This window comes from Microbispora bryophytorum, assembly GCF_043197435.1.
Taxonomy (GTDB): domain Bacteria; phylum Actinomycetota; class Actinomycetes; order Streptosporangiales; family Streptosporangiaceae; genus Microbispora; species Microbispora bryophytorum.
In genome coordinates this window covers 232,478-250,628 of record NZ_JBICTF010000013.1, presented here as the reverse complement: position 1 = coordinate 250,628, position 18,151 = coordinate 232,478, and the positions used below count along the sequence as shown (strand labels likewise).

Genomic DNA, 18,151 nt, shown 5'->3' with positions numbered 1-18,151 from the left:
GGCCGTCAACGACGACACGTCCAACACCCGCCCGTCGGGCGCGAGCACGCACGGCCGCTCCGCACCCACCGGACCCACCCGCAACAGCTTCACGATCTTGGCCTCTCCGCTGGTTCACAGGGCCGTTTGCCGCGTCGAGCCTGCCAGATTCATCGGGTTGAAGTAAACCCTTGGGTGCGGTATTTGCTGACTTGCCTTGACCTTCTTCCAGTGTGACCCTACTGTTCCATTCATATTCATCGGATCAATTGGAGTTCGCCCATGCCGACGATCACCTCTGTGAACGTGATCGACATCAGGTTTCCGACCTCCGCGACGCTCGACGGTTCGGACGCGATGAACCCGGACGGCGACTACTCCGCGGCGTACGTGATGCTGGAAACCGACGACGGCGACCTGACGGGGCACGGCCTCACGTTCACGATCGGGCGGGGCAACGACCTGTGTGTGGCCGCCGCCCGGCAGATCGGGGCGCGGCTGGCCGGACGCGACGTGGACGAGCTGGCCGGCGACCTCGGCGGTCTCTACCGCGAGATCATGGCCGACAGCCAGATGCGCTGGCTCGGGCCGGAGAAGGGCGTGGTGCACCTGTCCGCCGCGGGCGTCCTCAACGCGGCGTGGGACCTGGCGGCCCGCCGGGCCGGCAAACCCCTGTGGCGCTTCGTCGCGGACATGACGCCCGAGGAGCTGGTCGCGGCCTGCGACTTCCGTTACCTGTCCGACGTGCTGACCCCCGCCGAGGCCGTCGGGATGCTGGCCCGGCTCGCCCCCACGCGTGCGGAGCGGATCGCCGAGCTGGCCGAGCACGGCTACCCGGCGTACACGACCTCTCCGGGGTGGCTCGGCTACGACGACGACAAACTGCGCCGTCTGTGCCGCGAGGCCGTCGCCGACGGCTGGACCCACGTGAAGCTCAAGGTCGGCGCGAACGTCGAGGACGACGTCCGGCGGCTGTCGATCGCCCGAGAGGAACTCGGCGACCGTACGCTCATGATCGACGCCAACCAGGTGTGGGACGTGCCCCAGGCCATCGAGTGGCTCGGCCGGCTCGCGCCGTACGAGCCGCTGTGGATCGAGGAGCCGACCAGCCCCGACGACGTCCTCGGCCACGCGGCCATCCGCAAGGCGATCGCCCCCGTCGGCGTCGCCACCGGCGAGCACGCCCACAACCGGGTCATGTTCAAGCAGCTCCTGCAGGCCGGGGCGATCGACTTCTGCCAGATCGACTCCTGCCGGCTCGCGTCGGTCAACGAGATCGTGCCGGTGCTGCTCATGGCCGCCAAGTTCGGCGTGCCCGTCTGCCCCCACGCCGGCGGCGTCGGCCTGTGCGAGCTGGTCCAGCACATGGCCGTGGTCGACTACGTGTGTGTGAGCGGCAGCCTGGAGGGCCGCGTCCTGGAGTACGTCGACCACCTGCACGAGCACTTCACCGACCCCGTCCGCATCGAGCGCGGCCGCTACCTGCTGCCTGAAAAGCCCGGTTACAGCGCTCGTATGCTCTCTGAGTCGATCGACGCGTACCGCTACCCTGATGGTCACCAATGGGGAGGCTGACGTGGGCGTCATCGAGACGGCGATCGACACGATCAAGCAGATGATCATCGACGGGGAGCTGCGCCCAGGGCAGAAGCTCCCCGTCGAGAAGAATCTGGCCGAACAACTCGGTGTCGCCCGCAACACGCTGCGCGAGGCGGTGCGCGCACTGGTCGCCATGCGGGTGTTGCAGACGCGGCAGGGCGACGGCACCTACGTCACCAGCCTGTCTCCCGACCTGCTGCTCGACGGGATGAGCTTCGTCGCCGACATTCACCTTGACGCCGGGGCGGGGGAGTTCCTGCACGTGCGCAGGATCCTGGAGGCGGAGGCGACGGGGCTGGCGGCCACCCGCATCCCGGACACCGATCTCGTCCACCTGGGCGATCTGCTCGACGAGGCCGAGACGGTCGCCGCCTGCGATCCCGTCGACCACGAGAAACTGATCGCCCTCGACCAGGACTTCCACGCACTCATCGCCTCTCATTGCGGCAACGCCGTCCTCGCCGCCGTCATCCACAACATGTCCGGCCGCACCGTACGAGCCCGCATCTGGCGGGGCATGAGCGACCCCGAGGCCGTTCACCGCACCCTCCGGGAGCACCGAGCGGTCCATCGGGCTCTGCTGGCGCGGGACTGCGAACGGGCCAGGCTCCACGCCGCCCTGCACGTCCTTGGCGTCGAGGAAAGCCTCACCGGCTCGCGCGCCTTCGCGGGTGAGGCCGCTCATGGCTGATCGTCCCGCTTCCGTGGAAGAGGGGACGGCGGACGCCGGCCGGGTGGGTGCGGCGGACGCGGTGAGCGACGCCGTGGACCGGCCGCTGGACCGGCCGCTGGACCCTGTACCGGACCCGTTGCCAGACCGGCAGCTGAACGACCGGCTGCTGGATCGGCTGCTCGATCGGCTGCGCCGTGAGGACGCGGTCGTCGTCGCCTACTCCGGCGGCGCCGACTCCGCGTTGCTCGCCTTCGCCGCCGCGAAGGTGCTCGGCAGGCGTGCACTGGCCGTCACCGCTGTCTCCCCGAGTCTGGCCGCCTCCGAACGGGCCGCCGCCCGTGACTTCGCGCGCGCCCACGGCCTGGCCCATATAGAGGTGTGCACGGACGAGGCCGACAGGCCCGAGTACGCCGCCAACGGCGCCGACCGCTGCTACCACTGCAAGTCGGCGCTGTTCGACGCGGTCACGCCGCTGGCGGCCGCCATGGGCGCCCGGATCGCGCTCGGCACCAACCTCGACGACCTCGGCGACCATCGCCCCGGGCAGCGCGCCGCGGCCGAGCGCGGGGCCATCGCACCGCTGGTCGAGGCCGGGCTCACCAAGGCCGACGTCCGCGCGGTCAGCCGCGCGCTCGGCCTGGTCACCGCGGACAAGCCCGCCGCGCCCTGCCTGGCCTCGCGGGTGAGCTACGGCGACCCGGTCACGCCGGAGGTGCTGCGAAGGATCGAGACCGCCGAGCGCGCGCTGCGCGATCTCGGCTTCCCGGTGTGCCGGGTCCGCGCCCACGCCGGCGGCACACTGGCCCGGGTCGAGGTCCCGGGCACCGAGATCCCGCGGGCGTGCGAGTTGCGCGAGCGCGTCGATGCCGCGGTCCGCGGCGCCGGCTTCACCTTCTGCTCGCTGGACCTGTCCGGTTTCGCGTCCGGGCGTCTCAACGCGCTGCTGCCGCTGCTTCCCTCCTGACGCGCTCTCCGCCCCGGACCGGAAGGCCGGGTGATCCCCCCGAACCGGAAGGCCGGGCGATGCCCGCCTCCGGTCGAAGCGGGCATCACCCGGCCGTTTCACGTCTGATGCCCCGGACCCGTACGCGGCGACGAGCGGGGGAGACCGACGCAGAGATCGGCCTCCCCCGCTCGTCGTTCCTTCTCGTCATCGGATATCTCCGAGGAAATCCCCGCCTTCAGGCGGGGGAGGAATCGGACCCCTGCGGAGCAGGACAGGGGTAGCCGATTCGCTGCAAGGCGAACCTGCTTCTCGAACACGTGCTCGATCTTCAACTGATCGTGGGGTAAGATGTGAGGTGTGGCGCAGCTTGTGAAGCGGGCGTACAAGTACCGCTTCTATCCGACCCCCGAGCAGGCTGATGAGCTAGCCCGGACGTTCGGCTGCGTCCGGAAGGTGTACAACCTGGCGTTGGAGGAGCGGACCCGCGCCTACACCTTGGAAGGCCGCCGCGTCTCCTATGTGGAGACCTCCGCGATGCTCACCGCGTGGAAGAAGACGCCGGAACTGGCGTTCCTGGGCGAGGTGTCCAGCGTGCCGCTTCAGCAGGCGCTCCGCCATCTGCAAGCCGGGTTCGCGAACTTCTTCGCCAAACGGGCCAGGTACCCCACCTTCAAGTCCCGGAAGAAGTCGCGGGCGTCGGCCGAATACACTCGGTCGGCGTTCCGCTGGCGGGACGGCCGGCTGACGCTGGCGAAGATGAACGCGCCGCTGAACATCCGCTGGTCGCGCCCCCTGCCCGAGGGTGCGCAGCCGTCCACGGTGACCGTGTCCCACGACAACGCGGGCCGGTGGTTGGTATCCATCCTCGTAGAGGAGAAGATCCGCCCGCTCGACCCCACCGAGAACATGGTCGGCGTGGACGCGGGCGTCACCGCCCTGGCCACGCTCTCCACCGGGGAGAAAGTCACCAACCCCCGGCATGAGCGTGCCGACCGCAAGCGCCTGGCCAGGGCGCAGCGTGCGCTCGCACGCAAAACCAAGGGCAGCAACAACCGGGCCAAGGCCCGGCTCACGGTGGCGCGCGTCTTCGCGCGGATCGCCGACCGCCGCCGCGACTTCCTGCACAAGCTTTCGACTCGGCTCGTCCGTGAGAACCAAACGGTCGTGATCGAGGACCTCACCGTCCGCAACATGGTGAGAAACCACGCACTGGCACGCGCCATCTCGGATGCGTCTTGGCGGGAACTCCGCTCGATGCTGGAGTACAAAACCGCCTGGTACGGGCGGGAACTGCTGGTCGTGGACCGGTGGTTCCCCTCGTCCAAGCTGTGCAGCGTGTGCGGCACTCTGCGAAACGCGATGCCGCTGGGCGTGCGCGAGTGGACGTGCGCCTGCGGCCTGACCCATGACCGCGACGTCAACGCCGCCAAGAACATCCTCGCCGCCGGGCTGGCGGAGAGGTAAAACGCCTGTGGAGCTGGTGTAAGACCTCAACGGAGACCTCCGAGAGGGCAACCGGCAGTGAAACAGGAAGACCAACCCGTGAGGGTTGAATCCCCCTCCTTGCGGAGGGGGAGGATGTCAATCCTGCGTCTTGCCGCCGGTGAGGCGGGAGATCGCGAGCGCGGTGAGGATGATCCCCCCGTTGAGCGCCTGGATCCACTGCGCCGGGACGCCCGCGAGGGTGAGGACGTTCTGGATCATGTAGAGCAGCAGGATGCCGGTGAACGCGCCGAACACGGTGCCCTTACCGCCGTTGAGGCTGACTCCGCCGATGACGGCGGCGGCGAACACCGTGAAGATGGCGCCGTCACCCTGAGCGGCGGCCACGGAGGCGAGCCGGCCCGTCAGCAGGAGACCGCCGATCGCGGCCAGCAGGCTGGCGGAGATCAGCACGATCCACAGCACCCGGTCGGTGCGGATGCCCGCCGCCTTGGCGGCGTCGACGTTGCCGCCGATCGCGTAGAGCGCCCGGCCGAACCGGGTGAATCCCATGATCACGATGCCGACGGCGAACAGCAGCAGGCAGATCCAGATGGACGCGGGCACGCCGAGCCACATGGCCGAGCCGAAGTAGGTCATCGATTCCGGCAGGTTGAAGAAGGTCTGCCCGCCGGAGATGCCCGTGAGGAGGCCGCGCAGCACGATGAGCATGCCCAGGGTGACGATGAAGCCGTTGAGCCCGAAGCGGACGATGAACAGCGCGTTCACCGCCCCGATCAGCACGCCCACCGCGAGGGTGACGGGGATTCCCCAGGCGCCGGGCAGCAGCCCGAGCCCCGGTCCCGTGCCGGCGGCGACCGTCAGCCATGCGGCCACGCCGGGAGCCAGCCCGAAGGTCGACTCGAGCGACAGGTCCATCCTGCCGGCGATCAGCACGAGAGTCTGCGCCAGGACGAGCAGCGAGATCTCCGACATGGTCTGCAGGATGTTGATCAGGTTGTCGCTCTGCAGGAAGATCGGGTTGACGATCTGCCCGACGATCGCGATCACGATGATCGCGGGAACGAGCGCGAAGTCTCGCAGCCGCGCCAGCGGGATCGGTGAGCGGCGCCTTCCCGCCTCCTCCGGCGCCGGTGGGCTCGGCGGATTTCCCGTCGTGGCGTGAGCGGTGGAGCTGTCAGGCATCGAGGTCGACTCCTTCCATGGCGGCCACCATCTCGTGGTCGTGCCAGCCGGCGGCCAGTTCCGCGACGACGCGGCCGTGGAACATCACGAGCACCCGGTTGCACAGCCGCAGGTCGTCAAGTTCATCGGAGGCGATCACGACGCCGGTTCCGTTGTCGGCGATCTCCTCGACCTTGCCGAGCAGGAACTCCTTCGACCGGACATCGACTCCGGCCGTCGGTGTGATCAGTACGAGCAGGCGAGGGTCGCTGGCCAGGGCGCGAGCCATCACGACCTTCTGTTGGTTGCCGCCGGACAGCCCGGAAACGGGCAGTTCCGGACCGGGCGTCTTGATCGCGAGATTCGTGATCATCTCGCGGGCAAGCGCGTCCTTGCGCCGGGCGCTGACGAAGCCCGCCTGACCGAGCCGCTCGGGCACGGTCATCGTGGTGTTGTCGGCGATGGACATCAGGGGGACGAACCCCTGCTGGTGCCGGTCGCGGGGCACGAAGCCCACTCCGGCGGCCAGCGACTCCGGCACACTCCCGGGGCGCGGACGGCTTCCGGCCACCTCCAGAGTCCCGTCCTGGGGAGCGCGCAGCCCGGCGATGGTCTCGGCGAGCTCGGTCTTCCCGCTGCCGCCCAGGCCCGCCAGGCCCACGATCTCCCCGGTCCGGACCCGCAGGTCGACGTCCTGGTAGACGTCGCCGTCGCCCAGGCCCCGGACGTCGAGGACCACCGGGGCCTCCGCCGGGACCGGCGGGCGGACGGCGTGCTCCCGCAGCCCCGCGGCCTCGCCGGTCATCGCCGCCACGAGCTCGGCCTGCGGCAGGTCCGCCACCGGCGCGGTGAGGATGTGCCGGGCGTCCCGGAACACCGTGACCATGTCGCAGATCTCATAAATCTCCTGCAGGTGATGGCTGATGAACAGGAAGGTGACTCCCTGCTCCCGCATCGCCCGCATCCGATCGAAGAGCCGGGTGATCGCCGCACCGTCCAGCTGGGCGGTGGGCTCGTCCAGGATGATGAATCTCGCGCCGAACGACAGTGCGCGGGCGATCTCCACGAACTGCCGCTGCTCCACCCCGAGCTCCCCGGCGGGCCGGCGGACGTCGACGTCCACCGACCACGCCTCCAGCAGGTCCGTCGCTTTGCGCCACAGACCCTTCCAGCCGACCAGCCCCATCCGGTTGCGGTCGTGCCGGTTCAGGTAGAGGTTCTCCGCCACGGTCAGCTCAGGGATGATCGTGGACTTCTGGTAGACGCAGGCGACCCGTTCCCGCCAGGCGTCACGGTCGGACAACCGCGGCGCGGGGGACCCGGCGAAGCGGACCTCGCCCTCGTCCGGCGCCTGCAGCCCGGTCAGGATGGAGACCAGGGTCGACTTACCCGCACCGTTGCGCCCGACCAGTGCGTGCGTCTCCCCGGGCCTGATCGTTATGCGGGCACCGTCCAGCGCGGTCGTCTCGCCGTACCTCTTGGTGATGCGCTCCGCCTCGGCGATGGGCGGGTCCGCCCGGACCGGCCCGCTGCCACGGGCGGGTGGAGGGCTCGCGGGCCCTCCCGCGAACTCTTCCATAACCACGCCCTCTCAGCTCAGGTTGTTGCCCCACAGCGACTTGTCGTCGTGCTTCACACTGGTGATCCCGCCGTACGTGCCGCCGTCGGCGGTGACGAGCGGCGCCGACAGCTGGTCCTCCAGAAGGCCGGGCCGCACCTGGATGATGGTGCTGTCGTGGTCGGTCTTGCCCGGCTGGAAGGTCTTGCCCTCGATCGCGGCCTGGGCGTACGACAGCGCCCACTTGGCGTAGAGGTCCGCGGGCTGGGAGACGGTGGCGTCGATGTTCCCGGCGGCGATGTCCTTGAGCTCCTGCGGGATGCCGTCGTTGGAGACGACGAAGACGTGCTTGGGGTCGTCCGGCGGCACCAGGAGGTCGCGCTGCTTGAGCACCTGCAGCGTGCCCGCGAGGGCGAAGCTCGACTGCATGTAGACGCCCTTGACGTCCGGGTTCGCGGTCATGACCGTGGAGAGCTTCTGCGAGGCCACGGCTCCGTCCCAGTTGGTCGCCTCGCCGAACACCTCGATGCCGGGGTAGTTCTGCTTCATGCAGTCGTTGAACGCCTCGGTGCGGTCCCGGCCGTTGATGGAGGCCAGGTCGCCCTCCAGCATGACCACCTTGCCCTTGCCGCCGAGCTTCTCACCCAGGAACTTGCAGGCCTTCTCCCCGTACGCGCGGTTGTCGGCGCGCACGACCATGAAGGCGTTCCCGGTGTCGGGACGGGTGTCCACCAGCACGGCGGGGATCTTCTTGGTTTCGAGCTGCTGCAGCGTGGGCGCCACCGCCGCGGTGTCCTGGGGCGCCATGACGATGCCCTTCACGCCCTGACTTACCAGGGTCTGCACGTTGGCGGTGAGTTTGGCGACGTCGTTCTGGGAGTTGGTGGTCTTGACCTCCGCGCCCAGATCGCCGGCCATCTTCGGCACGTAGCTGATGTAGGAGTTCCAGAAGTCCGTGTCGGAACGCGGGTAGTCGACGCCGATCACCGGCTTCGCCGCCGCGCCGTCCCCGCCGCCGGAGCTGTCGTTCCCAGTACCGCTGTTCCCGCCGCAGGCAGCGGCGAGGCACCCCGATATGGCTAAGGCCGCGGCGAGCGCGAACCGTCTGCGTTCCATCGTCTCTCCTTCTGAAGCACCACGGCTGCCATGCCGTCGCTGACCGCTCCACGCTCCGGTGAGCCCGCGCTGTGCGAGGCATGGGCGAGGGTCGTCGTGAGCGGGCTAATCACGACAGGACATGGGATGTCTTTCTATGCTCAAAACCGCTCCAGTGTCCAGACCTTGGGGAAGGATGGTGATATTCCGTTATTCGAGCGGCTGCCGGCAGCAAGGGATCCGACGTATCGACATGCCCCATCCGGGCCGGGAAGCCCACACATCGCATGTCTGTCCCGGCCGGAAGGCACGGTCCGACGGTTCGTGCCGGACAGCCCTCACCACGCCCTCCGTCACCACGGCGCCCTCCCCATGCCGCCGTCACCACGCCGCCCTCCATGCCGCCCTCACCAGGGGCCCCATCCGGCAGAGGTGCGGCTGGTCTCCGTGAGCGGTCCCACGCGCCCGGAAAGATCGTGTGGAGGTCCGCCGTCCTGACGTACCAAAATGCAGGTATGTCGTTGACCGAGCAGGCGATCGAACGCATCAGGCAGCTCATCAAGGACGGGACGCTTCCCCCCGGCGCCCGGCTGCCACCCGAACAGGAGTTGGCCGCCGAGCTGGGCCTGTCCCGCAACCTGCTCAGAGAGGCCGTCCGCTCCCTCGTCACCACACGGGTGCTGGAGGTGCGCAGAGGCGACGGCACCTACGTCACGAGCCTTTCGCCGGACCTGTTGCTCGAAGGAGTCGGCCTCGCCGTCGAGATGATGCGGGGCGACGATCTGCTGGAGATCACGGAGGTGCGGCGCCTGTTCGAGCCGGTGGCGACGGGTCTGGCCGCCGCCCGTATCACCACCGAGCAACTCGCGGACGTCGAACGGCATCTCAACGCCATGATCGCGGCGCAGGACGACATCGAAGCGCTCAACCATCACGACGACGCCTTCCACCGGGCGGTTTTCGAGGCGACGGGCAACAGGTCCCTGTCCGCCCTGCTCGGCGGCATCGCCAGCCGCACCCTCAGGGCCCGGGTGTGGCGCGGTCTCGTCGAAGAGAACGCGGCCGGCCGCACGATCGCCGAGCACGCAGCCATCTACCGCGCGCTCGCCGCCGGTGACGCCGCCCTCGCCCAGGCGGTCGCGCTCATGCACGTGAACACCACGGAGACCTGGCTGCGGGACAACCTCGGCGGTTCGCGGTCCGGCGCGGAACCGGACCCGGTGCGGTGATCAGGGCGGGCGTCGCGCCAGGCCCGGAACGTCACCCCACGCCGCCCGCCCGGCCCGAGGTCAGCCGGCCACGGGACCGGACGGCGCGTCGCCCTCGCCGGGCAACCGGGGCAGGGACTCCTCGACCCCGATGAGATGGTTGGCCATCCGGATGCGCGCCCGTTCGGGGTCGCGCGCCGCGAGCGCCGCCCAGATCGCCACATGCTCGTCGTGAGTGCGCCGGTCGGCGCCCTCCTCGTGCAGACTTCGCCACAGCCGGCCGCGGACGGTGCGCCTGGCGAACGCCTCGATCAGGCCGATCACGACCGGGTTGTCGGTATGGGCGGCGATGATGCGGTGAAAGGCGATGTCGATCTCGATGAGACGCTCATGGTCGTGGGGCACCTGACCCACGATCCGGGCCGACTCGCAGAGCAGGTCCCTGGCCTGGCAGAGTGCCTCATCGGTGATCATCGTCGCGGCCAGCCGCGCCGCTTCGGACTCGAGCAGGCGCCGGACGGTGTACACGTGCCGCGGGTCGCCCTGGCCGTGCAGGTCGACGACGAAGCCCATCGGAGCCAGCAACTGCGTCGCGTCGAGGCTGGTGACGTACGTCCCGTCACCCCGGCGGGTGCTGACGATCCCGAGGATCGACAGCGCCGAGACCCCTTCGCGCAACACCCCTCGCGAGACGCCCAGCGACTCGGCGAGGTCCTTCTCGACGGGCAGGCGGTCGCCGGGCCGCAGGACGCCGTCGAGGATCATCCGCTTGATGCTGTCCACTACATCGTCTGTGCGTGACATGGCAGGTCGGTTCCCAGAGTCCGAGCGGAGCGGGATTCCCTCGTCACCACGGACAGCCGGGGAGCGGATGCGGCCTCCCCGCACGTCGTCGTCGCCCGCGGCCGCTGCAGATCGTCGTGGTCCGCCGTCGTCGCCCGTGGTCGTCAAGGGATTGGTGCTGCTCTACGGATACATGACGCGGCGTCGTCCCGCTACTCCGCCGCCCACGGTCCCCCCTCCGCGACCTGGATCGGTACGCACCAGGGGACGGGGACGGGCCAAAGGTTAGATGTTTCCCGGGGTCGTAGGGCCCAGATGACCGGCTTTCGGGCGTTTCTATAAGAATCGTTGACCGATACATCAAATCTTTGTAGCTTTGCCATCACCCCCTACACAGCCTCGTCACGCAGCCGGTCCCCGCCGAACCCCGCCAGTCTCCTCGATGTCGGGTTCGCCGCCCCATTGGCGCGGCGCCGGCCGTCGGCAAGGCCGCAGTGCGCTTGGAGAGCGAATGCCAGATCTGACGCGAAGGCAATTGATGAAGATCGGCACGGTCGGAGCAGGGGCTCTGATGCTGCCGATGCAGTGGACAGCGGTCGCCCGAGCCGGATCGGTGGCCCCTCCGGAGGTACGCGCCGCGAACGACATGGCGCTGTGGTACGACAAGGGCGCCGGCACGGACTGGCTCCGCGCCCTCCCCATCGGCAACGGGCGCCTCGGAGCCATGGTGTTCGGCAACGTCGACACCGAGCGGCTGCAGCTCAACGAGGACACCGTCTGGGGCGGAGGACCCTACGACCAGAGCAACACCAAGGGTCTGGCGGCGCTGCCGGAGATCCGCCGCCTCGTCTTCGAGGACCAGTGGAGCCAGGCCCAGACCCTGATCGACCAGAACATGCTGGGCAAGCCCGCGGGCCAGCTCGCCTACCAGACGGTCGGAAACATCAGGCTGGCCTTCCCCGGCACCAGCGGGTTCACGGAGTACAACCGCCAGCTCGACCTCACCACCGCCGTCACGTCCGTCAACTACCTGCTGAACGGCGTACGGCACAAGCGCGAGGTGTTCGCCAGCGCGCCCGACCAGGTCATCGTCGTTCGCCTCACGGCCGACAAGCCCGGCTCGATCACCTTCAGCGCGACGTTCGACAGCCCCCAGCGCACGACGCTCACCAGCCCGGAAAGCTCGACAGTGGCGCTCGACGGCGTCTCGGGCAACTTCGAGGGCATCACCGGCCAGGTCAAGTTCCTGGCGCTGGCCAAGGCCGTCGCCGAGGGCGGCACCGTCACCAGTTCCGGCGGAACGCTCCAAGTGACCGCCGCCGACAGCGTGACGCTGCTGATCTCCATCGGCTCCAGCTACGTGAGCTACAAGGACGTCAGCGGCGACTACCGGGGCATCGCGCAGCAGCACCTCGGCGCCGCCCAGGGCAAGGCCTACGACACGCTGCGCAGCCGGCACGTGGCCGACTACAAGGCCCTGTTCGAGCGGACGACGCTCGAACTGGACCGCACCGACGCGGCCGACCAGCCGACCGACGTCCGGATCACCCAGCACGGCGCCGTCGACGACCCGCAGTTCTCCGCGCTGCTGTTCCAGTTCGGCCGCTACCTGCTGATCAGCTGCTCGCGGCCCGGGACGCAGCCGGCCAACCTGCAGGGCATCTGGAACGACTCGATGAGCCCACAGTGGGACTCGAAGTACACCATCAACGCCAACCTGCCGATGAACTACTGGCCGGCCAACACGACGAACCTGTCGGAGTGCTTCGAGCCGGTGTTCGGCATGATCCAGGACCTCACGGTGACCGGCGCCCGCACGGCCCAGGTGCAGTACGGCGCCGGCGGCTGGGTGACCCACCACAACACCGACGCGTGGCGGGCGACCTCGGTCGTCGACGGCGCGCTCTGGGGCATGTGGCAGACCGGCGGCGCGTGGCTGGCCACCATGATCTGGGACCACTACCTGTTCACCGGTGACGTCGAGTTCCTCCGGCAGAACTACCCGGCGATGAAGGGCTCGGCGCAGTTCTTCCTGGAGACCCTCGTGGAGGAGCCGAAGCTCGGCTACCTGGTCACGAACCCGTCGAACTCCCCTGAACTTCCCCACCACGCGAACGTCAGCGTGGCCGCCGGTCCCACCATGGACAACCAGATCCTGCGCGACCTGTTCGACGGCTGCGCGGAGGCCAGCGAGGTCCTCGGTGTGGACGCGAGCTTCCGGGCGCAGGTCCTGGCCGCCAAGGACCGGCTCCCTCCGATGAAGATCGGCTCGCGCGGCAACATCCAGGAGTGGCTGTACGACTGGGTGGAGACCGAGCGGAACCACCGGCACGTCTCGCACCTGTACGGCCTGCACCCCAGCCACCAGATCACCAAGCGCGGCACCCCGGAGCTGTACGACGCGGCGCGGCGGACCCTCGAACTGCGCGGCGACGACGGCACCGGCTGGTCCCTGGCCTGGAAGATCAACTACTGGGCGCGGCTGGAGGAGGGCAAGCGGGCGCACGACCTGGTCCGCCTCCTGGTCACGCCGGCCAGGCTCGCCCCGAACATGTTCGACCTGCACCCGCCGTTCCAGATCGACGGCAACTTCGGCGCCACCTCCGGCATCGCCGAGATGCTGCTGCAGAGCCACACCGGCGAGTTGCACGTGCTGCCCGCGCTGCCGTCGGCCTGGCCGAACGGGAAGGTGCAGGGCCTGCGGGGCCGCGGCGGCCACACCGTCGGCGCGGCGTGGAGTGACGGGCAGGCCGACGAGTACCTCATCACGCCCGACCGCGACGGTGTCGTCCAGGTACGCGGCGGCATCTTCTCCGGCCGCTACAAGATCCTCGACGTCGCCGGCGGCGGCACGGTGAAGGTGGACAAGGCCGAACCCGACGCCGTCAAGATCACGGCGCAGGCCGGTCACACCTACCGGGCGTACACGCTGCAGAAGGTCAGCGTGGCCGCGCCCGCCGAGGTCGTACCGGGTGAGGGGGCGAAGGTCAAGGTCAGCGTCAGGGCGGTCGAGGCGTCGCTGGCGTCGGCGACGGTGTCCCTCGAGGCGCCGGAGGGGTGGACCGTCACCCCCAAGCAGTCCGGAGTGGGCCCCCTGGCGCCGGACGCGGAGGCCACGGTGGAGTTCACCCTCACTCCCGCCGCCGGCACGGCCACCGGCACCGCGGTCCTCACCGCCGTGGTGGGCGGCACCGAGTCGGGCGAGGACTGGACCGTGTCCACGAAGGCCACGGTGCAGGTGTGGGGCGGTGGGGAGAAGTCGCTGGAGGAGCTGTTCAGCAACGTCGCCGTCACCGACGACACCAACACCGCTCCCGGAAACTTCGACGGCAACGGCGCCAGCATCTCCGCCCAGGCGCTGGCGTCGGTCGGTGTCACCCCCGGGGCCACCGTCACCGTGAACGGGCTGAACTTCACCTGGCCCCACGTCACGGTGGGCACCCCCGACAACGCCATCGCCTCCGGGCAGTCCCTCAAGGTGACCGGCACCGGCAAGACGCTCGGTTTCCTGCTGACCGGGACCTACGGCGCGGTGTCGGGGCCGGCCACCGTCGTCTACAAGGACGGCACGAGGCAGACCTTCACCCTCAGCTCGCCCGACTGGTACGGCGCGCCGAGTTCGGGGAGCGCCGCCGCCGCCGTGGCCCCCTACCAGAACCGGCCGAACAATCAGCGGCAGAACACCCCCGCCACCATCTACTACTCCGGCGTGGCTCTGCAGAACAAGGAGATCTCCCGCGTCGATCTGCCCAACATCAGCGCGGGGGCGGCCAACGGGGTCGCGACGATGCACATCTTCGCCGTCGCGCTCGACTCCGTCACGCCGCCCGCCGAGGTCAAGCTGACCGTCACCGCCTCCTCCCGTTGCATCGGCACCTCGGCCTACCTGGCGGTCACGGCCGTCAACGACTCCGACGTGCCGGCGACGATCACGCTGACGACCCCGTTCGGTTCCAAGACCGTGGCCGACGTGGCTCCGGGCAAGCAGGCCTACCAGTCCTTCAACACCCGGGCCGCCCAGATCGACGCCGGCACGGTCACGGTGAAGGCGACCGCCACGATCGACGGCAAGCAGGTCACCTCGACCTACGACGCCGACTACAGCGGGGCGAGTTGCGGCTGATCGCATCGGGGCGTCCCCGGCCGACCGCCTGAGCGCACCCGGCGGTGACCACGGTGACGTGGTGACCGTGGCGACCACGGTCACCACGGTCCCGGCGACGGGGACACCGCCCAGGAGCGTCAGCCACGACTCAGCACGACACGGGGCCGGCCGGCCGATCAGCCGGCCGGCCCCGCCCCCCATAAATGGAGCGATGATCACGTGAAAATCACCCGGACCACCCAGATACTCGCCGCCTCCGTCCTCGGCCTCACCCTCGCCGGCGCCGGCCTGGCCGGCCCCGCCGCGGCCGACGACGACCCCACCGGCGGCATCGACGTCTCGGTCAAGATCGAGCCCACCACCACCCCCGGCCAGATCTCCATGACCGTCGCCGACAACGACGGCGTGTCCCTGCAGGAGAACGGCTCCGACGCCACCGCCCGCCAGTTCGTCGGCACCCTCCCCACCGTCACGGTCACCGACACCCGCCAGCCCGAAGACATCCCCGCCGGGGAGTTCTGGGCCGTCGTCGGCCAGTCCAGCCAGTTCGTCGCGGCCGACGACCCGGCCAAGACCATCGGCCCGGAGTACCTGGGCTGGAAGCCGCGCCTGCTCAGCCAGTCCACCACCGGCGCCGTGGCGGCCGGTGAGCCGGTCTCCAGCGTCATCGGCGACGGCACCGGAGCCCCCGAGGTCGGCCTGGAAGGCCAGGAACTGCTGGTCTCCACCGCCAACTCCACCGACGAGATCGGCACCTCCCAGGTCAACGCCGACCTCGCCCTGCGCACCTCCACCGACGTCGCCGCCGGCGAGTACCACTCCACCCTGACCCTGTCCCTGTTCAACCAGTCCTGAACCACAGGCGCGTCTTCGCCGTCGCCATAGGCGGACAGCGCCCGCCCGAACCAGTTGACGACATGGCCGGGGGCGCGGTGTGGGACACCCCACCGCGCCCCCGGCGCACGCATGCCGGTGGCCACCCCGCCGGCGGCCCTCCGGTCTCCTTGCGCTGAAACGTTCAGACATCCCATTTCTCGACGGGATCGGGACCGACGCCTTCACGGACATGGGCTGTCTGCCCCCATGCGAGGCGAGTGACGGCATTGCCGACGCGGCATGCGCAAACGCGGCCACTGCCGCGCCTCACCTTCCTTTCCACTCGCCGAACGGACCGGGCCCCGCTGCCGCCGGGTCGCGTCACGCGTACGCCCGCCGGTGGGGGAGTGTGGACAGATCCCGCTGCCTGACATACAACGACATCCAATGTCTCTGCGGTGACCGTCTGCTCATCTCCGGGAAACATCCAAGGGATCGTGTCATGCGTACCGTCGCGGGCCCGGGTCCTCGTGGCCGGGCCGCTCCTCACGGGCTGCCGTGCCCATCGCCGCCGTCCCGCCTACCATCGCCGTCCCGCCCGCCGGCGGCGAGCGCGGTCCGCCCGCCGCGACACCGCGCAGGAGAAGACGCACGAGGCGGTCATCCGAGCAGAGCCGAAGGGGCCGGCCTCGACGGCCGCGCACGCCCGGGAAAATCCCCCCGATCGCGAGAGGTATCTCGTCATGTCCGCATCCTCGTTCCAGTTCAGCCGCCGGCAACTGCTCGCCACGGCCGCGCTCGCCACGGCCGCCGGCGCGCTGAAGGCCGGCCCCGCGTGGGCGAACGCCGGTCCGCAGAGTTACAGCGCGAGCTGGTCGTCGGTGGACCAGCACCCGCCGGCCGCCGAGTGGTTCCAGGACGCGAAGTTCGGCATCTACTACCACTGGGGCGTGTTCAGCGTCCCGGCGTTCGCCAACGAGTGGTATCCGCGCAACATGTACAACAACGGGTCAGGCGAGAACAACCACCACAAGAGCGTCTACGGTGACCCGTCGGTGTGGCCGTACCACAACTTCATCAACGGCGCCCGGGACAAGGCCGGCAACTGGGTCCAGTTCGCGCCCAAACTGAAGTCGGCCGGCGGCAACTTCGACCCCGACGAGTGGGCGCAGTTGTTCGCCGACGCCGGCGCCAGGTTCGCCGGTCCGGTGGCCGAGCACCACGACGGCTACTCGATGTGGAACAGCCGGGTGAACGAGTGGAACTCGGTCGCCACCGGGCCCAGGCTCGACCTGCTGCGGCTGCACGCCGACGCCATCCGGGCCAAGGGCCTCAAGCTTCTGGTGGCCATGCACCACTGCTACAACTTCACCGGCTTCTACCAGTGGGTGCCGACGCAGTCCACGACCTCGCTGAAGAAGCTGTACGGCCAGCTCAGCTTCGCCGACGAGCAGCAGCTGTGGTACGACAAGCTCAAGGAGGTCATCGACGGCTACCAGCCCGACGTCATCTGGCAGGACTTCAACCTCAGCCGGCTCGACGAGTCCCGGCGGCTGGCCTTCCTGTCGTACTACTACAACCAGGCGGTCGCCTGGAACAGGGACGTCGTCGCGACCTACAAGGACGGGTTCAACACCAGGGGAGAGGTCGTCGACTTCGAGCGCGGCGGGCCGGGCGGCATCCAGACCCCCTACTGGCTGACCGACGACAGCATCTCCAGCTCCAGCTGGTGCTACACGGCGGGCATCGGCTACTACTCGCTCAACGCCATGCTGCACTCGCTGATCGACCGGGTCAGCAAGAACGGCAACATGCTGCTGAACATCGCTCCGATGGCCGACGGCACGATCCCGTCCGGGCAGCGGTCGATCCTGCTGGGCATCGGGGACTACCTCAAGCGATTCGGCGAGTCCGTCTACGCCACCCGCGCCTGGGCGATCTACGGCGAGGGCCCCACCCAGATGGGCGGCGGTTCGTTCACCACGCCGCGGGCGGGCACCAACACCGACATCCGCTTCACCCGCAGCAAGGACAACACGGTGCTGTACGCCACCGTGCTGGGCTGGCCGGGCAGCACCCTGCACATCACGACTCTGGGCGCCAACCGGATCAACCTGAGCAACCTGGCCTCGGTGCAGCTCCTCGGCTCCTCGGCGGGCCAGTACACCACCCTGCCCAACCGCACGCAGGACGGCTCGGCGCTGCACATCTCGATGCCCTCGTCCAACGCCCCGTTCAGCGCCCCGGCCTACGTGGTCAAGCTGACCTTCAACGGCCAGATCCCCGCCCCGGGCTCCGGCGGCACCCCCACCGGCTACGTACGGATCGCCAACGCCACCACCGGCCTGGCGCTGGACAGCGGCGGCAACGTGGCGTCGGGGTCGAACCTGAAGCAGTGGAACTGGGACGGCAGCACGAACCTGCAGTGGCAGCTGGTCGACCTGGGCGGCGGCTGGTACCGGATCGTCAACCGCACCAACGGCATGGTCGCCGACAGCTGGGGCAACACCGCCAACGGCGCCAACGCCCGGCAGTCGGCCTGGAACGGCGGCAACAACCAGCAGTGGCGCCTGAACGACCTCGGCAACGGCCGCTACCAGATCGTCAACCGCGGCACCGGCACGTCCCTCGACGGCATGGGCTACACCACCGCCGGCTCCGCCGTCGGCATGTGGACACCCAACGGCAACACCAACAACCAGTGGACCATCACCGGCGTCTGACCCCGACCCACCGCAGGCGTTGGACCACGACCCACTGCGCGCGTTGGACCACGACGCAC

Annotated in this window: 11 protein-coding genes and 1 pseudogene; 8 read left to right on the top strand and 4 right to left on the bottom strand. The window is 69.4% G+C overall.

The annotated features are described in order from the left end of the window. The first annotated feature begins 261 nt into the window (after positions 1-261). From ACGFIB_RS33990 to ACGFIB_RS33975, 4 genes and pseudogenes are all read left to right on the top strand, one after another. Positions 262-1,554 carry an L-fuconate dehydratase gene (locus ACGFIB_RS33990; protein WP_357253027.1) on the top strand — a complete coding sequence of 431 codons (1,293 nt, stop codon included), beginning with the start codon at positions 262-264 and terminating at the stop codon, positions 1,552-1,554. Between the two features lies 1 nt (position 1,555). After that, entirely contained in the window at positions 1,556-2,269 is a 714-nt protein-coding gene (locus ACGFIB_RS33985) for a FadR/GntR family transcriptional regulator (protein WP_142576262.1), read from the top strand. After that, positions 2,262-3,215 carry an ATP-dependent sacrificial sulfur transferase LarE gene (gene larE / locus ACGFIB_RS33980; protein WP_393377361.1) on the top strand — a complete coding sequence of 318 codons (954 nt, stop codon included), beginning with the start codon at positions 2,262-2,264 and terminating at the stop codon, positions 3,213-3,215. The genes ACGFIB_RS33985 and larE overlap by 8 nt, the downstream gene beginning before the upstream one ends. A 339-nt stretch (positions 3,216-3,554) precedes the next feature. Next, a pseudogene (locus tag ACGFIB_RS33975) lies at positions 3,555-4,742 on the top strand (RNA-guided endonuclease InsQ/TnpB family protein); the annotation flags it as partial. 36 nt (positions 4,743-4,778) lie between these two features. Here ACGFIB_RS33975 and ACGFIB_RS33970 read toward each other — a convergent pair. The 3 genes from ACGFIB_RS33970 to ACGFIB_RS33960 are packed head-to-tail and all read right to left on the bottom strand — an operon-like array spanning position 4,779 to position 8,478. Next, positions 4,779-5,825 carry an ABC transporter permease gene (locus ACGFIB_RS33970; RefSeq protein ID WP_142576258.1) on the bottom strand — a complete coding sequence of 349 codons (1,047 nt, stop codon included), beginning with the start codon at positions 5,823-5,825 and terminating at the stop codon, positions 4,779-4,781. Further along, positions 5,818-7,383: a sugar ABC transporter ATP-binding protein gene (locus ACGFIB_RS33965; protein WP_357253036.1), complete on the bottom strand. Its 1,566-nt coding sequence runs from the start codon at positions 7,381-7,383 to the stop codon at positions 5,818-5,820. Before ACGFIB_RS33965 ends, ACGFIB_RS33970 begins: the two co-directional genes overlap by 8 nt. A 12-nt stretch (positions 7,384-7,395) precedes the next feature. Beyond that, positions 7,396-8,478 (bottom strand): sugar ABC transporter substrate-binding protein, encoded by a 1,083-nt coding sequence (locus ACGFIB_RS33960; RefSeq protein WP_393377360.1) that lies wholly within the window; start codon positions 8,476-8,478, stop codon positions 7,396-7,398. Positions 8,479-8,972: 494 nt separating this feature from the next. Between ACGFIB_RS33960 and ACGFIB_RS33955 the strand changes: the two genes are divergently transcribed. Then, positions 8,973-9,686 (top strand): FadR/GntR family transcriptional regulator, encoded by a 714-nt coding sequence (locus ACGFIB_RS33955; protein ID WP_393377358.1) that lies wholly within the window; start codon positions 8,973-8,975, stop codon positions 9,684-9,686. 60 nt (positions 9,687-9,746) lie between these two features. On the opposite strand, the gene ACGFIB_RS33950 is transcribed toward ACGFIB_RS33955, so the two are convergent. After that, a complete protein-coding gene (locus ACGFIB_RS33950) occupies positions 9,747-10,448 on the bottom strand; it encodes a FadR/GntR family transcriptional regulator (protein ID WP_208762569.1) in 702 nt (233 codons plus the stop codon). A 511-nt stretch (positions 10,449-10,959) separates the two neighbouring features. Between ACGFIB_RS33950 and ACGFIB_RS33945 the strand changes: the two genes are divergently transcribed. From ACGFIB_RS33945 to ACGFIB_RS33935, 3 genes are all read left to right on the top strand, one after another. After that, complete coding sequence (locus tag ACGFIB_RS33945) at positions 10,960-14,571, top strand: glycosyl hydrolase family 95 catalytic domain-containing protein (protein WP_393377356.1); 3,612 nt, start codon at positions 10,960-10,962, stop codon at positions 14,569-14,571. 201 nt (positions 14,572-14,772) lie between these two features. Further along, positions 14,773-15,408, top strand: coding sequence for a hypothetical protein (locus tag ACGFIB_RS33940; protein ID WP_393377354.1), 636 nt, complete (start codon positions 14,773-14,775; stop codon positions 15,406-15,408). Positions 15,409-16,112: 704 nt separating this feature from the next. Beyond that, on the top strand, positions 16,113-18,092 hold the full coding sequence (locus tag ACGFIB_RS33935) for an alpha-L-fucosidase (RefSeq protein WP_393377351.1): 1,980 nt from the start codon (positions 16,113-16,115) through the stop codon (positions 18,090-18,092). The last annotated feature ends 59 nt before the right edge of the window (positions 18,093-18,151 follow it).

What these genes read in the sequence shown, in the direction of transcription:
- ACGFIB_RS33990 (WP_357253027.1), top strand. Translation starts at nt 262, where the DNA reads ATGCCGACGATCACCTCTGTGAACGTGATCGACATCAGGTTTCCGACC.
- larE (WP_393377361.1), top strand. Translation starts at nt 2,262, where the DNA reads ATGGCTGATCGTCCCGCTTCCGTGGAAGAGGGGACGGCGGACGCCGGC.
- ACGFIB_RS33970 (WP_142576258.1), bottom strand. Translation starts at nt 5,825, where the DNA reads ATGCCTGACAGCTCCACCGCTCACGCCACGACGGGAAATCCGCCGAGC.
- ACGFIB_RS33965 (WP_357253036.1), bottom strand. Translation starts at nt 7,383, where the DNA reads ATGGAAGAGTTCGCGGGAGGGCCCGCGAGCCCTCCACCCGCCCGTGGC.
- ACGFIB_RS33960 (WP_393377360.1), bottom strand. Translation starts at nt 8,478, where the DNA reads ATGGAACGCAGACGGTTCGCGCTCGCCGCGGCCTTAGCCATATCGGGG.
- ACGFIB_RS33955 (WP_393377358.1), top strand. Translation starts at nt 8,973, where the DNA reads ATGTCGTTGACCGAGCAGGCGATCGAACGCATCAGGCAGCTCATCAAG.
- ACGFIB_RS33945 (WP_393377356.1), top strand. Translation starts at nt 10,960, where the DNA reads ATGCCAGATCTGACGCGAAGGCAATTGATGAAGATCGGCACGGTCGGA.
- ACGFIB_RS33935 (WP_393377351.1), top strand. Translation starts at nt 16,113, where the DNA reads ATGTCCGCATCCTCGTTCCAGTTCAGCCGCCGGCAACTGCTCGCCACG.